This is a genomic window from Parapedobacter sp. (assembly GCF_053550995.1).
In genome coordinates this window covers 33,655-49,416 of the sequence record NZ_JBMQOC010000057.1, presented here as the reverse complement: position 1 = coordinate 49,416, position 15,762 = coordinate 33,655, and the positions used below count along the sequence as shown (strand labels likewise).

The 15,762-nt window shown below is 44.4% G+C and carries 11 protein-coding genes; 1 reads left to right on the top strand and 10 read right to left on the bottom strand.

The features are described from left to right. Window position 1 precedes the first annotated feature (1 nt). The 9 genes from ACO1NT_RS08190 to ACO1NT_RS08150 form a co-directional block, all read right to left on the bottom strand. The gene (locus ACO1NT_RS08190; protein ID WP_449048073.1) at window positions 2–919 is read right to left on the bottom strand and encodes a glycosyltransferase; all 918 of its coding nucleotides are present in this window, start codon (window positions 917–919) and stop codon (window positions 2–4) included. A 323-nt stretch (window positions 920–1,242) separates the two neighbouring features. Then, window positions 1,243–2,490 (bottom strand): polysaccharide pyruvyl transferase family protein, encoded by a 1,248-nt coding sequence (locus ACO1NT_RS08185; protein WP_449048070.1) that lies wholly within the window; start codon window positions 2,488–2,490, stop codon window positions 1,243–1,245. Between the two features lie 9 nt (window positions 2,491–2,499). After that, window positions 2,500–4,014, bottom strand: coding sequence for a lipopolysaccharide biosynthesis protein (locus ACO1NT_RS08180; RefSeq protein ID WP_449048069.1), 1,515 nt, complete (start codon window positions 4,012–4,014; stop codon window positions 2,500–2,502). A gap of 22 nt (window positions 4,015–4,036) precedes the next feature. Beyond that, window positions 4,037–4,639 (bottom strand): gluconate 2-dehydrogenase subunit 3 family protein, encoded by a 603-nt coding sequence (locus ACO1NT_RS08175; RefSeq protein ID WP_449048067.1) that lies wholly within the window; start codon window positions 4,637–4,639, stop codon window positions 4,037–4,039. Then, complete coding sequence (locus ACO1NT_RS08170) at window positions 4,629–5,810, bottom strand: glycosyltransferase (protein ID WP_449048066.1); 1,182 nt, start codon at window positions 5,808–5,810, stop codon at window positions 4,629–4,631. The genes ACO1NT_RS08175 and ACO1NT_RS08170 overlap by 11 nt, the downstream gene beginning before the upstream one ends. Further along, window positions 5,807–7,006, bottom strand: coding sequence for a glycosyltransferase (locus tag ACO1NT_RS08165; protein WP_449048065.1), 1,200 nt, complete (start codon window positions 7,004–7,006; stop codon window positions 5,807–5,809). The genes ACO1NT_RS08170 and ACO1NT_RS08165 overlap by 4 nt, the downstream gene beginning before the upstream one ends. 113 nt (window positions 7,007–7,119) lie before the next feature. Further along, window positions 7,120–8,550 carry an O-antigen ligase family protein gene (locus ACO1NT_RS08160; protein WP_449048064.1) on the bottom strand — a complete coding sequence of 477 codons (1,431 nt, stop codon included), beginning with the start codon at window positions 8,548–8,550 and terminating at the stop codon, window positions 7,120–7,122. Between the two features lie 30 nt (window positions 8,551–8,580). Then, complete coding sequence (locus tag ACO1NT_RS08155; protein WP_449048063.1) at window positions 8,581–10,728, bottom strand: exopolysaccharide transport family protein; 2,148 nt, start codon at window positions 10,726–10,728, stop codon at window positions 8,581–8,583. An 18-nt stretch (window positions 10,729–10,746) separates the two neighbouring features. Beyond that, window positions 10,747–11,427, bottom strand: coding sequence for a TolC family protein (locus ACO1NT_RS08150; RefSeq protein WP_449048061.1), 681 nt, complete (start codon window positions 11,425–11,427; stop codon window positions 10,747–10,749). 260 nt (window positions 11,428–11,687) lie between these two features. Here ACO1NT_RS08150 and ACO1NT_RS08145 point away from each other — a divergent pair, with 260 nt between their 5' ends. Continuing rightward, window positions 11,688–13,295, top strand: coding sequence for a hypothetical protein (locus ACO1NT_RS08145; protein WP_449048059.1), 1,608 nt, complete (start codon window positions 11,688–11,690; stop codon window positions 13,293–13,295). Between the two features lie 26 nt (window positions 13,296–13,321). Here the strand turns inward: ACO1NT_RS08145 and ACO1NT_RS08140 are convergent, their stop codons facing one another. Further along, complete coding sequence (locus ACO1NT_RS08140) at window positions 13,322–14,659, bottom strand: PQQ-dependent sugar dehydrogenase (protein ID WP_449048057.1); 1,338 nt, start codon at window positions 14,657–14,659, stop codon at window positions 13,322–13,324. Window positions 14,660–15,762: the final 1,103 nt, after the last annotated feature.

Sequence of the window (15,762 nt, the reverse complement as noted above, 5' to 3'; positions counted from 1 at the left end):
CTTATTTATTATTACAATTATTTTTGAGGAACGGCATTATAATCCCCAACACTCGGTCGGTAATAGAAGGCCAACTGTGTGATCTAGCCACGGACACTCGCCGACTTATGTCATCTTCAGCATTACCATTCGCTAACGCCTCCTCAATTTTTCCCAGAAAATTGCGGTGGTCCTTTGCCAGATATGTCACTTGGCTAAACACCTCCCGCATCACGTTGGTTTCTGTGGCAACGACGGGACGCCCCATGGCCAAATACTCATCAATTTTGAGTGGATAGTTGTCGTTCGTTATAGCGTTGATGCTTTGAGGGTTAATACAAACATCAAAATGCTGTAAATACGCAGGCGTCAACTCGGTATCTTTCTTCCCTAAGAAATAAACATTAGCTAATTGATTCAATACACTGTGTTTAAACGCATCATCCGGTTCGCCGATAAGAATAAAGTTCCACTTAGGGCGGGATTTTCCCAAAAATTCCAATAATGAAATGTCCAACCGCATCTCTAACAACGCTCCTACATACCCAATCACCGGCCTGTTCTTTAGCGGCTCGAGGTCTTTCGGGATGGGGTGATGTATGCTATAATCGAATCGCTCCATATCACAACCATTTCCGATGTAATAAGATTGGGTATTAAACTGAAGTGCCCGCTTCCGAAAACCTAAAGAATTACACAAGATGACGTCTGATTTCCGCATTAATTCGGGCTCCAATTTACCACCATGTCTTTTCCAGTACCCCATCCCAACGATATAGTCCCGATCAAGATAGATATATTGTGATGGCTTCATTATTTCTTTGAGGTAAAAACTCCTGAAAATATCTTTATCGTTAACGATAATATATTCTTGGAAACCAATTTGCTCCGCCGCTATCCGAATCTCCTTTGCTATTCGGGCATTATTTATATGGTTCAATTGTGAGAATAGGGGTGTGAATGGAATCCAGTTTATCGACTCAATGATTCTTCTCGGATACAAGACCCATAGATTATTCCCTAGTTTCTCGACTGTTTTAGTACCTTGACGTATTCGGGCAATATGCTCATTTATAAATTTATCAGTACTCCCTAGCCAATAGGTCCTGCGATCAATCGGCGAATTCACATACAATACGTTATGTCGTTTTGCCAATTCTTTTGCTATACTCGTTGCGGTCGACTCCCGGTCCGTGAATATACGTTGTAGACTGACAAATATGAAGTTAAGCTTTTTATTATCGGTGCTTTGCATAACAAATATCAATCAAGTAAGCCTTTAAACATGTGGTCAATGCGTGCCTTGAGGCCGGGGAGCCTGCCCGCAATCGTTTCAGCGACTCCTTCCCGGTCATCAATAAGCTGTCGAAATTTAGCAATAACCGAATCCTCATCGATCGCATCGGATTCCAGCACATAATGCTCCATATCGAAAAGCCCGAAAAGCTCACGATATTTGTGTGACCAGCTAATGGCCATCACGGGCTTCTGCTCCAAAAACCCAAATATTAAAGCATGGAAACGTGAACTGACCAATAAATCAACCTGTCGGATATGGTTTCTAATCGTCTCGGCAGACGCATAGTGATCAAGGAGTGTGCAACGGTCGGGATCACCAAGCATTTCATAGGTCTGCCGACATAATACACGATCGTCTGTATGAACTACGCCACCCGGAAAAAGTTCATTTGGAATCAATATGACTTCAGCTCCGAGCGTTTCCAAACAATAGCGGCACAGGCTAAGCAAAACGCGCATATACGAATTCTCGCTCCCTTCCCCATCCACCTTTTCGTAAACACGAAGATTCGGCGAAACTCCTATCCGAAGGGGCCGCTTGGTCTCCTGACTAACCATTGGAAATGGCAATTCGTCAGCCCGGTTTGTATCGGCCAACGAGAATACGATATCCGGAAGTAAGGGAATACGTTGGACATCTCTACCAAGAAGCCTGGCAAGGTATGCTTGGGAAACCGTATCCCGTGCGTAGAATCCATCGGCCCGCTCCAGCATTTCGCGCGCAGATCGGGCCACTCCCGGAGATTCGAATGGCCCCCACGCTTGCGGTAGAAAAAAAGTTTTAACCTGCTTTCTCCTGGCCATTGAAATCAACCGAATGGTTTCGTCAATCATTGGTTTTCCCCAAGAATCAGCATAAGCAAATCCACTGACGTCGATAACGGCGTTCAGCCTGTCCATAATCCTTCCAATTTCCGGGAAAGGGAAAGGAAAGTACCAAGGACGATTTTTTCCCGTAAGCAGCTTGTGAAGTTTACCCTTTACGCGATATAAAAAGCCGTCGAATTTACGCCGGTAAGGATGCTTAGCACTAAATACCGGTACAAATCCATTAGAAACCGCCAATTCGCGCTCATATTGCCTACATACCATGTAACAGGTTACGTGTTCGTAGTTCCGCTCCAACTGTTGCTTAACTACTTTCAACATGGCCTCAGCCCCCTTATTGGTGAAATTGGCTCCAATTATTAACACATTGATCTCTTTACTCATCTCTACACGTTATTTCCCTATAAACTTTCTAACTTCCATAATCAGTTTCATTTTGCTACGAGTGTATGCGGTAAAACTCCACGGAAGCAAATAACAGGCTCCCCCAACTACCGCTCCCAAGGCTAATAAAACCACCGGTTGAAGGTCCGAAAACACTTGTTTCATAACGAAACAAGCGATACCGCTGATCACCGATAAAATAAACGGCAAACTAATCTCACGAAAGAAGAGCGACACGGAAACCGGGGTTCCCTTGAAACAATAATACAGAGAAGGCACCAATATCCCATAATTAGCAACCGCATACGCCAAGACAATTCCATCGACCCCCCAGTTCATTCCAATAAAAAATGCCGCGACAGTAACTACGGCATTAACAACTCCCCAAATAAAATATCGGTTAGTATATCCCATCGTAATCATAACCACGCCTTTTGTTCCCGCAACAGGTTGTATCAATGACGTCATGGCCAGCACTTGGAATATGCGAGAAGCTTCCAGCCATCTTTCCCCCAAAACGATTAACACCACCTCTTTCGAAAAAACCACAAGAAACGCAACCAACGGCATGGAGAAGAAGGCCAAAATAAAATTATATCGCGCATAGAATTCCCGGTACTTCCGGCGTTGGTTCTTCAATGAGCTGAGTGCCGGCAAGGCAACTGCATTCAACGGATCCCTAAGCTGTGTGATGGGCAACATCAACAATTGATAAGACTTACTGTAAAAACCCAATGCCGCCGAGCCGAACTGTCGCCCAATCAGCATATTATCCGCATTTCTCGAAAAGTAATTCACAATATCAAAACCGGTGACCCCCACACCGAAACGCATAATACTTTTCACACGTTCAAATTGGAAGTAAAAACCGGGGCGCCAATCACAAAACAGCCAAAGCATAAGGGTATACGCTACGGAATATGCTACGGAAATACCGATTATCGCCCAGTAGTCAAACTTCAGCAATGCCATCACAATACCTGTGACAATACTTATAGCAGTGGCTGACAAATGAATGGCTGATAGTCTTTTGAAACGCATCTGTCTTTTTAACAAAGCACCGTGTTGCAATACAGAGCCCGTAAGGAAAACCGTCCCCGCCAATACTAATGTGATGTGGAAAAGACGAGGTTCATTGTAAAAAGAAACCAAAAATGGCCCAATCGCAGCGATAATGAGTGAAATCAATAATGAAATCCCCAAATTGAGCCAAAATAGTGTACTGATTTGCTTTTGGCCAATTACCGTGCGTTGTACCACCGCCGAAGTGAGGCCAAGATCCTTGAAAATCAAAACAAACCCGGTGAAAGCCGTTACCATCGCTACCAAGCCAAAACTCTCCGGTGCAATAAGCCTTGCCATTATGGATGTCGACAACATACTCATCCCGAAAGACAAAAATTGGGAAAGCATCGTATTGAAACCACCCTTGATGGATTTCCTCTTCAGATCTCCCGTCAAATGCCGTGTATTAAACCATTTTGTATACTTGGCCCGATCCCGAAGTTCCACCATTTCTTTCATCAATATCGCTGTCCTTTCTTATTCAAGTCAAAGCCCAAGAACGCTGCTTTTCTCCCAGCTTTATGCAACCGGTATATGATCCCGGTATCGGATCATAGACCAGCGCTAACGTCGCACCCTGCATCGAGCGACAGTAGCAAAGCACACAAAGCTCCTTGGCCAAAATGATAAAAGGCTTACCAAACAATCGTTGCCTAACTTTTGTTACCAACCAGCCGCCAAAAGTCGCTCTTGACTCAAACACGTATAAGGTGCTTAATCTTTCCTTTTGTCCGCAAGAGACAAAAGAAAGACCAAATTTGTCTTTGCAATAGTTATCCAAGTCTTGCAATCCTTTTAAAAATACCGACTGGTCTCGCCCATTCAGGCAATGCTCTACCAGCAGGAATACCGAAGCCGCCACTCCGGCTGACTTCGCACCCGGCGTTTCCGTTTCCGGAATCATCGTTTCCGATAATTCCTCCATACATCGTTTAAATAGAGACAATTCTGATAAGTCTGCTTTCGAGTTTCCAGACCAATTAAAAAATTTAACGAGGAAGGCACCGACCGCTCCTAGTAGGAGCAGTGCTAATGCTAACAGCACTTCCCTTCGTTTCATCAATTGGCCTTTTTTATTCCACATCTTCCATGTGCTTTTGCTGATAATGCCGCGTAGCTACCGAAATCTTATTGGCCTTACGTACGTTAATCAGTGATATCAATTGATAAAACATAAATAATGGAATACCTACCAACGCACGATAAATTCTGTGATCGGCATGGGAAGCCAACAAGGCTATAAAAAAACCGATGATAAAGACACCCAACGCCATTACTCCAATTATCGCATGCATCTGATTAATGAAAAGATTGAGTACCGTGAACGCAACGGAAGCCAATAGAAATAAGAAAAGCGGCGGCCGGAGTAACGTCAACCCAAACACCAACTGGTTCCAATTGAGGCGCCATATACCGCGGCCTATCAACTCAAATCCCAAAGAAAAGTATTTGAACCATGTGTTTATCCAGCGCGCCCGTTGATTAACCAACTGCGCCGCGTAGGCGGTTTTCTGGTCATAAACCACCGCTTTATCTGCATAAGCGATGCGTTTGCCCCGATTGACGATCTCAAACTGCAAAACTTTATCAAAGCCAGCGCCCACAATATCCAAATGTGCCAAACAAGCTTTATATAGCTTTACCGTAAACGCCATTCCAGAACCTGCTAAAGTAGCTGAAGAACCTATACGGAATAGTACCTTCCCGTCATAGAAATGGTAGTAGATATCACGCGCAGCATCTAGCCCTGCAAAGAGTCCATCCATATTCTTCGCCATACGTACACCCTGTATAGCTTCAAAGCCACGGGCAAAATAACGATCCAATTTATTCAAGTACTCGGGGTCTACCAAGTTATCGCTATCGATGATCGTTAGGCGGTTATGTTTCCTCTTAAAGCGATTAATCGCATAAAAATGCGATTTAGTATTACTCGACAAGATTTCTTCAGGCCGCAACAAAACAACCCGCTCATCATTGAAATGCAGGTCAGAAACGTCACAATTATCTGCTACTACATAAATCAGATACCGGCTATGCCTAAGTTTCAAAAGGGATGACACCACAGCAGGCAGCATCGCCGTTTGTTCGTACGCGGTCACGATAATCGCATAATCCCCTTCATCGGCCTTGGTTAACTCGTTCTTTTTTTTCGGTAATAGCCAACAAAAGATGGCTAAAAAGACCGGCCCCACCAAATTAATCCCAATGACCAATTGGATAATTATCCATAACGTATATAGGACTTCGCTCATGATAGTTGATGCTTTGTTTTCAAGATTGAATACATCATTTCCACCGATTCCGTCCAGGTATGATGGGCTACGAAAGCAATTCTTTTTTGCCGGGCCATTTCGTTATCTTCTTTCAATGCGCGTTCAATAAGGTCAACATATTCAGTGTTGGTTCGCGCTAAGTACGCATAATCCGCAAACAACTGCATCGCATGCGTAGACAAGGCGACAACGGGCTTCCCAAAGGCCAAATACTCATCCACTTTCCTAGGGTAATTTCCGACCGTTAATGGTGTAAGAAATTGTAGGTTTATACACACGTCAAAGCATTGAATGTATTGTGGCAATTGATTTATAGGCTTCATACCCAAGAACACGACATTGGCAAGGCGATGCAATTTACTCTGCTTAAACGCATTATCTTCGGGACCTACAAGTACCATCGTCCATTCGGGGCGACGCTCCGCAATGCGGACCATGGCATCTAGGTCGAGCCTACTGCTATGGAGAACACCAACATAACCAATAAATGGCCGACGCAATCCGATTAACTCACGAGGCATTTCGATGGTTTCCGACACCCGAAAAAGCTGGGTGTCAAAGCCCTGCCCCACAAAATGCACATTTGGGTTATACTGCTTACAATAATTCATTAAGTAGCTCGAATTAGAAAAACACACATCACTCTTTTTGATCATAAGTGGCTCCAAACGCGGGCCGTGTTTATTCCAATAGGGCGCTCCCACGATAAAATCCCTCGAATAATAAATGGTCAAGTCAGGCGCTAGGTACTCTTTCAGGTAAAAGCATTTCATGATCTCGTTATCGTTGAACAGCACAAATCCGGTATCGAAGCCAACCGCTTTAAGTTTTCTTTTAATAGCCGCGGCAAATCGCCTGTTGTTTAACTTGTTAAATAAATCAAAGGCCCATATATTATCCAGCCAATTAATTGACTCGACAATGCAATCCGGATAAAGCACCCATAAGTTATCTCCTTCTTTACGAAGGCCATTTTCTTTTCCTGCAATTACGCGCCTCCGGAAAACTACATCTGCATCCGATTTCCTTCGAACAGACGTTGCCCGATCCAATGGTGAATTAACGTAAAGTACCGTATTCCGCTTACTGAATTCAACGGCAATGTCCTTGCAGTTACTTCCCAACTCAGAATCCCATGGTTGTTGCCCAACGATCAGAATATTTTTTCCGGTCATCTACGTACTCCTACTCTATTTACGAGTTTAGCTAACACCCGATTTCTTTCCCCGAAAGAAACCGATGAGAAATAAAATCAACCCCGGGATAACGAACAATTCAAATGGCATAACTATGATGATTGTTTGTCCCACTTATGTGCGTTGTAAATAATCGCCCACGACGTAAAGACCAATATGGAAGAAGGGGTGCGATTAATAACTTCATTGCCATAACTGGCTACGAAAATGCCAATAGCACCTGAAATGAGTGCAATCAACTTGATGCGAAGATTTGGATCACGGATACGCCAGATAATCCCACAGCATCTACCCATGATATACATATTCATACTGAACCAAATAATGAGTCCCACGATCCCATACATGGCCCAGACTTTCACCCAATAACTATCCGGTTCAATGGATGCAAGGAAAGTTCCTGCGTTGTATTCTTTCCCATTTCCGCCGATGGTTCCCAGTCCCCCACCGAATGGGTGATATGCTAAATAATCTGCCAGCTTCATCTGGGAATTCAAGCGCACCATGAACGAGGGATCATATTGCGGGTTTACTGCCGACCGCAGCCGCCGTATCTGATAACTACCCTGGCCGATACCGGTAAATTTAAGAAAAGAAAAAAGCATTCCGATGGCTAACAGGCCAACAAAAAGCAACCGGAAGTTTTTCGTCAGGAACAAACCAACCAATCCACCCGACAAGACAAAGAGGGCGCCCCTGGTTCCGGAAATCATCATAGCATAAAACAATAGACAACCAATTCCAGCCAATAGTAAGCGTTGCCATAATTTGAAAGGACCCATGGCCAATATCCACGAAACTAATGCAATATGACTCATGGACGCCCCAAACTGCCCGGCATCCGTATAAAATGAAAATACACGAATCACCCCACGAATGAGATGGGTTCCCAAATTTTCCATCAGAAACCGCTCCTCACCCGGAAATAATCCGATATGCAGCTGTTTAATGCCATTTAATCCGCCAATGACCGACCAACCGATCACGATGTAAAAGAAAATATCAAGATAGCGCTTACGCTGCATCACGACACATCCCAGCGGAACAATCAACAGCATATTTAATGCCGTCCCACGGATTTCATTGGCCCAGCCAACTATACTTGCTCCAGACGGATTGGCAATCTGCAACACGCTGATGACAAACCATATGACCACAAGTTTCACCATATCATTGTTGGCATCGGCCCAATTCGTTCGATGCTTATTGAAAAAGGTGATAACCAATGTCAGTATCAATATGATTTCGAGACCGACCCCCCACGGAATTTCAATCATCAGCTCCCGCCCTATTATCGGCAGAATGAAACAATAAGCAACAGCCCCCATTAAACCGGAAACGGGGTACTTAACTAAAATAATCAAACAAACTACCAACAGCGCAGACAATCCAAGGGATACCGGAAATATGACCCCGACGGCTACCGTATAATATCCGATTAAAACGGCTAGCACCACGAGCATCACGATCAATACGGGCTTGGCCTTGGTATTTTGTCCGATATCGTATATGATCTGTTTCATTTGGTCCGACCTTGGTGGTTAAGCAGCTATTCAGGCAATTAACTTCACCTTATTAAGCACCCAACCCAAAAATCCTGCGTGCCCGTCTAAGTAATTAATCAATTCTTTATCGTTAGTTGACACTTCGTCGCCCGATTCAAATACACCTATACTAACATCCGAGAACATCAACCACTCCTTCACCTGGTTAAGGTTTTGACAGCTATCCGTATCGATGATGATGATGTCAAACGCATCCCGGAGAAGGCCAAACCCAGTCAATAAGTTCTCCATATCCTGCAACTCCATCAATGAATTCTGCTGCGTATTTCTTGTCAACGTTGTAATCAAATCCTCAATCTGAATCTCGCGTTTCATCAAAAACTGTTCGAAATTCTGTGCCTCTTGCGCCGTTTTATCAGCGTTGCCAAAAAAATCATAAACCTGCTCACCGATTAACAATACTTTTTTACCGGTAACCGCAAACGCATAAGCTAAGCTTACGGCCAAAAAAGATTTTCCAGCACCGGGCGACAGACTTGTAATCCCCAATACGCGCGATTTATTGATCGTTAACTCGTTATTCAAATCGAATCGTAACGACCGCAATAAGTCCTTATACATCACTGCATCAACGTTGGTATTGTTATCCCACACCGCCCGGATGCCTTTATAGGACCTGTCCAATGAATTAATTACACCGAGTACCTTCCCACCGGTCAGCGCATCAAGTTGGGCTCTGGTTACGACTTTGCGATCCAATAAAAACAATAACGCAAAAGCCGACAGGCATAACATACTCGTTGCAACACCGGACAATCCAACATACAGCAGGCGCTTTGAGGGCATCTTTATCCCCGGCAGTCCGGTTTCTACGATACTCAGACGTAAGCCGACATTTGATACAAAACCCGCCTGATTCGTTCGATTTAGAATTTCCATGTATTCCTGTGTGGCGATATCCGCTTCACGCTGTAGGTTCTGTAGGCCAGCATCCATCGGAACCATGGCCTGGTGCCGGCGCCGTGCGCTCGCCAGCTCCCTTTCGATTGAAGTAATGCCATTTTGGGCAAGTGACAATGCGGTTTCAAGCTGGAGCAATTCAGCTTCCAAACTCCTTCTATTCGCCTGCACGCCACCGTTGCCAGCTGCGCCGGGAACGGAACCAGCAATTTCATTTCGCTTACGCTGTAAGGAATCAACCAATTGTTTATCGACTGGGTTGAAATTGTTATCGATATACCGTCTGTTCGCAACTTGCAATTGTTGGTCGATTTCCAACAACTCATTATTCGTATGCGAGCCGGTCGGCCGCAGATAGTCACGGGTCGGATTGCTCAACTGGGCTTTAAGATCTTTAATGGTACCCTGCAATGACTGTATTTCGGTCAATCGATCCGCACGCTGGCTTTCCAACGATGTAATTTGTTGGTACAAACCCGAAGATTGCGCCGAGGCATCTACAATGCCTTGGCTTACACGGTAATTTTTCAATGCATCGTTGCGCGACAGCATGACGCGTTCTTTCTCCGCCAATAAAGAATCAAGCAACGTAACCGATTTGGTTTCGTTTACGGACCGAAAAGTATGGTAGTACTGGATAAACTCGGCCGAGAGTGTATTGACAACAAAAGCGGAAAGCTCGGGGTTTTCAGACGTAAACCCTACCGTGATAAACTCACTTTCCCCCTTACGACCTATCGAAAGGTTTTCCTGCAAGTCTGCCTCACCATAGCCCATCCACTGAACGACATCTTTTAACTTCACTCCTGAAACTTCGTCCTTATCGGTTAGGATAACGTTGCCCGAGACCAATCGATTTTCCAGTTCAGCAAGAATATGCTGCCGAGCTGTCTTGTCCAAAGCATTTAGATTCTCGGAATAGGGCTTGAAAGCATTCCCTTCATTCTGAAGATCATGAACGGCTAACGCATGTGACACCATGCCCAGTACCCGTTTCATCGTCATCATGCTCATGATATTACCATAGATCTGCCTGATCTGCATGTAATTAGAAGCCTGACTATCGTCGATTTTCGCTAAGTCGGTGATACCTGTGGATATTTGGGTTTCCGAGTAGTAGGAATCTGGCAAATCATCGGTCAAGAAATAGGTCACGCCAACAGCCAACAATACAATGGCCAAAATGAGCCACCACTGCTTTAATAAATACTTGAATAAGCCACCAAAATCAATCATGGGGAGTATGTTTATGAATTATCGATCAGTTATTTCTTCCAGCGTAGTCCCAATGAGTGCCTCTAGCGCATCTTTTGCGACCAAGAACTCCACTTCCGTCTGGATTAAGCTCGATTTCGCCACCGCCAGTGCAGACTTTGCCACATTGTATGTTTCCAAGTCAATCTCACCGAGTTCAAACTGCCCCTTCATCTGACTCAACATCAATTGGTTGTCTTGTACGGATTGTGTATTGATTGCCAACTGGTTATTGAGCATCACGTAGCTATAGTACTGAGACTTGACTTTATTTGCCAAACTAAGCTCATATTCCTGAAGTTCCAGTTCGGCAATTGTACGCTGTTGTTTCGCTTGCTTCACAAGCCCCGGTGTACGAAATAAGGTAGACAGGCTTAAACTGGCACCCAGTTGAAACCCATTCACCAGATAAGGGTTTCCTATATTCATAGAAGGCTTGTTATCAGGACGATAGAAATACGAAGCATGGAACATATCCAGATACGATGCTTTGGCAGCGGTCACCCCCACCCGCGCACTGACTTCCGTTGCTTCGAATATTTGCTTCCGAAGATCATTCTCTTTCGCTAATTGAATCAACTTTTCCAAATATTGATAGTCGATTTTACCAATGACCGATTCTTGTGCGTTTACATTGGAAAGGAATGTTAATGCGAATAAAATGAATATCCAATTCTTCATAATTTTTAATTTGTTTTCAAAGACAAATACAATGTGTTTTTCGTAATAGCGAAAGCAAAAGTATCTCAAATCCGAATTACTTAATTACTTTTGGATGTACATAATTAGGGATTGTAGTTTATAAACTACAAAGTCTGGACGTCGGCTCGTATGCAACTAATCATTCTTATTTTAGAATAAATTTCTTATTCTTATTGCTATACAATTAAAGAAAATAAATTTCGTTATTATAAAAGCGAACAACAAAATTGTGCATAAACATGAAAGTTTTTTCTCCATCCTTGAAAATATATATCTCTTTGCTCGGTATACTTTTCATCCCCATCTTAGTAAGTTGCTCGAAAAAATCAGCAACCAACAACGAGTCCATCGATAAGGTACCCAATGGTAAACCATCGAAAGTCAAATTCAATGACATGTTAGGGGTAAATGCTTTCGAGTGGAATTTTGGGACCCAAAACAATCCCACTGATCCCGAGAGGTCGCGCTTTTTTATGCCCTTTTCAAACGTCAGGCATTATTTAGATTGGCGACAAATTGAGCCGGAGAAAGGTAAGTATGGATATAATCCGACCCCCCGCGGCGGTTGGAAATACGACGAAATCTATGAGTGGTGTAAAACCAATGACATCATCGTCCTCGCTTGTATTAAAACCATACCCGACTGGTTATTGGAAACCTATCCGGAAGACAAACGTGATGGAGAAAATGTACCTGCGCCGTATGGTGCTGATTTGTCTGACCCTGCCTCGTATATCGAATTCGGAAAATTGGCATTTCAATACGCTGCCCGATACGGTAGCAATCCCGATGTTGATCCATCGCTGGTTCATGTGGAACCCGTACCCCACTATAATCCGAATAAAAAGAGAATAGGTACGGGGCTTGTAGAATACATGGAGTGCAACAACGAACCGAACCGTTGGTGGAAACCCAATAAGGTTGCTCAACAGACGGCATCAGAATATGCTGCAAATCTTTCGGCATTCTACGACGGCCACCAGGGCAGGCTTGGAAAAGATGTCGGCGTGAAAAATGCAGATCCGAACATGAAAGTTGTTATGGGTGGAATTGCTGCTGCCGACCCTGCATTTGTGCAAGAAATGATTGAATGGTGTCGAAAACATCGGGGCACCAAGTCCGATGGCACCGTGGACTTATGCTTTGATATTATCAATTACCATCATTATTCACATAATCGAGACGAGGAAAAAAATCGATCTAAACAAAGAGGTGTCGCTCCCGAACTTTCCAATGCAACAGAGTTGGCGCAACGTTTTGTTTCGATGGCTGAACAAGATGCACATGGAATTGAGGTATGGAACACTGAGGTAGGATATGATGTTAACGAGTATAGCGTACAGAAGGCGATTCCGATTAAAAACAAATCAGCGCTCATTACACAAGCCGATTGGAATCTCAGAAATGCCCTACTATACGCACGGAATGGCGTCAGCAAGCTGTTCTTCTATATGCTTCATGATCTTAGCGCCACCAGCACAACACAATACGCCTCTTCGGGATTTGTGGACAAAGAAGGTGCCCTGAGCGCCAAACCATCCTGGAACTACTTAATACAGGCAAAAGATATACTGGGCGACTTCTATTACCAAGCCACCATTGATACTGACCCGTTTGTAGACGAATATAAACTCGATGACCGGGTAATCTATGTGTTAGTTGTTCCCGATGAAATCGGCCGCACGGTTGATTACCCATTGGAAGTAGGCAAGGCAACGAAACAAGTAAAGGTATACCAACTTCAGGCAAATAGTACCACGGCAACGACCGATATAAAACCGGTATCGGATGGAAAAATCTCACTAACGGTATCGGAGACGCCGATTTTTGTAGAACTCCTACGGTAAAGGGCTAGCGTGGGTTCACCGCGTCATCATAAAGGCTTCCCTATTCGGTAAATACGGCCTTCTTTTGTGTCCGTGATAACATACAACGCACCATCGGGGCCCTGTTGCACGTCACGTAGCCTCAACCCTACGTCTTCCATCAACCGTTCTTCCCCCACCACTTTGTCACCTTCGATAACTAATCGGGTCAGGTAATTACTAGATAAGCCGGAGATAAAGAGGTTGTTCTCCCATTCAGGTATGACGTTGCCTTTATAAAAAGTAATTCCACCCGGCGCAATACATGGATCCCAGTAATAGCGAGGTTGCTCCATTCCATTTCGTGAAGTGATGCCGCCCCCGCTCAGGTTCCCCATGTCAAAGCGATACTCCTCCCACGGATAGTCCGACTCAGGGTCAGGGAAAATACCGACACCCACAGGCTTATTGTCGTAGTATATCCCGTAACTAATAAGGGGCCATCCATAGTTCTTTCCACGTTCTATGATATTAAGTTCATCACCCCCTAAGGGACCGTGCTCCGTTTCCCACAACACACCGGTGGTTGGATGAAACGCCAATCCCAAGGGACTCCTGATCCCTAGGGCCCATATTTCAGGTAATGCACCGGGAAGGTGCTCAAAAGGGTTCCCGGGAGCTGCGTTCCCTTCCTTATCCAGGCGAAGAATCTTGCCTATCGAGCTATTCAGGTTTTGGGCCATATAACGTGAATCGTCACGGTTCCGCTCACCGGTAGTCACCATTAAATAACCATTATCATCAAAAACCAAGCGTCCACCGTAAACAGCATTGCCTGCTGTGTGGTGCGATACTTGATAAATTTCCTCCACATTGATCAACCGGTTCTCTTCAAGTGCCAAATTTGCTTTGCATATGGTCAAACGGTTGGAAGGCCCCACTCCTTTCGAATAGGAAAAGTAAATGAGGTGATTAATCGAAAAATCCGGATCTAACGCGATATCAAAAAAGCCTGCATTCGATGAAGATCTGCCCGGGTTAAGCTCGCGCACGTCGAAAAACACATCTTCAGGCAACCCCTTAATCGGTTCCCTTAAGGCAATACCGCTCAATCCGAAATGCAATATCCGCAAATTCCCATCTTTTTGCGCTATCAATATGTCGTTATCCGAAATGAATTTCAAACTCCAGGGCTTATATAAGGTAGCGTCCTCAAGCAGTAAGGTGGTTTCAACAGGTGTGGTTGTTTCTATGCCCGCAATACGGGTTTGGCCCACAAATGCCGGCTGGAAACCGGCCCCGTTGCCCGGCAATGTTTCAACGGGACCTTTCGCTGTCGGCTGTTCTTCACCACGACCTTCATCGACTTCAGGTACGCTTTTTTCGCATGCCGAGGTCAGCAACATAATGAAAACAAGCGTAATATTTCCCCATTTTACGAGTGGATTACAGAATGCTCGGAGGACTGTATTTTGCATTAACCTTTCCATCGCCATTTGCTATTTTGTTTTTTCTTCCATTGATTGACAAGCAAATCTAAATGATCGGCGCCTTGCTTCGTAGCAATCACGGCCAAGAAAAAAATAAACGTAGCTTTAATCCTACATATTTCTACAGCCCATCTACTATGCCCCGAACGAGGAGGCAGTCGGAATGGCATTAAAAGATTTGTCGGACAAAGACACCACAAGTACCCATATGCGGTAAAATCTATTCGCCCGCGGTTTATACTTCCACGCCGCTTGTGTTTACTTCCTTGCAGAAACGGTTTGCATCCGCCGCATTTGTAATCACTTACGCCGCATAAGGAGTTACTTCTTACTAGCTTGTGTTTACTTCCGAGTAGAAACCGTTTAGTTATTGCCAGAAACTATTTACTTATGCCGCGCCGGTATGCACTTACCACCAAAAGGTATTAACTTCCTACCAGCTTGTGTTTACTTGCTAGTGGAAGTTGTATATTTCTTGCTGGGATCCGTTTCCCTACGCCGTGCCGATAAATACTGGTGACCAAGAAGTGTTTACTTCCTACTATAAACTGGCTACTTCTTACACGGAACCGTTTCACTATAACTTCACCAGTAAACACCGACCACCAGGAAATAATTACATTCTACTGGCTTGTGTTTACTTCCTACCAGCTTGTGTTTACTTCTTACCAACTTGTGTTTACTTCCTAGTAAGAACCGTTTACCAACACCGTGTATATAATTACTTACGTGGGGTAGGTAAACCCCTACCCGACGTATTAAAACGAAAGCGCGGCGGATTGAAATACATCCACCGCGCTTGGGCTTACTTCCGCCGTGGAACGAAATACCTTCCACAAACTTGTAAATACTTGCCGCGTATAAGTGTTTACTTAAACGGCCAAAGCCGGAACCACCTGAGCACAGACAATGCCGCCAGCCCGTGGTAACCTGACACTACGGATATTCGACCAAAACTCAACTCCAATTTTGACATAAGCTCACAAATACCAGCGGACGTTATCAAAATCATATTCTAC

Bases quoted from the DNA above. Each gene is read 5' to 3' on its own strand.
- ACO1NT_RS08160 (WP_449048064.1), bottom strand. From the start codon at position 8,550: ATGAAACAGATCATATACGATATCGGACAAAATACCAAGGCCAAGCCC.
- ACO1NT_RS08155 (WP_449048063.1), bottom strand. From the start codon at position 10,728: ATGATTGATTTTGGTGGCTTATTCAAGTATTTATTAAAGCAGTGGTGG.
- ACO1NT_RS08185 (WP_449048070.1), bottom strand. From the start codon at position 2,490: ATGAGTAAAGAGATCAATGTGTTAATAATTGGAGCCAATTTCACCAAT.
- ACO1NT_RS08175 (WP_449048067.1), bottom strand. From the start codon at position 4,639: ATGTGGAATAAAAAAGGCCAATTGATGAAACGAAGGGAAGTGCTGTTA.
- ACO1NT_RS08170 (WP_449048066.1), bottom strand. From the start codon at position 5,810: ATGAGCGAAGTCCTATATACGTTATGGATAATTATCCAATTGGTCATT.
- ACO1NT_RS08140 (WP_449048057.1), bottom strand. From the start codon at position 14,659: ATGTTGCTGACCTCGGCATGCGAAAAAAGCGTACCTGAAGTCGATGAA.
- ACO1NT_RS08165 (WP_449048065.1), bottom strand. From the start codon at position 7,006: ATGACCGGAAAAAATATTCTGATCGTTGGGCAACAACCATGGGATTCT.
- ACO1NT_RS08150 (WP_449048061.1), bottom strand. From the start codon at position 11,427: ATGAAGAATTGGATATTCATTTTATTCGCATTAACATTCCTTTCCAAT.
- ACO1NT_RS08180 (WP_449048069.1), bottom strand. From the start codon at position 4,014: ATGAAAGAAATGGTGGAACTTCGGGATCGGGCCAAGTATACAAAATGG.
- ACO1NT_RS08145 (WP_449048059.1), top strand. From the start codon at position 11,688: ATGAAAGTTTTTTCTCCATCCTTGAAAATATATATCTCTTTGCTCGGT.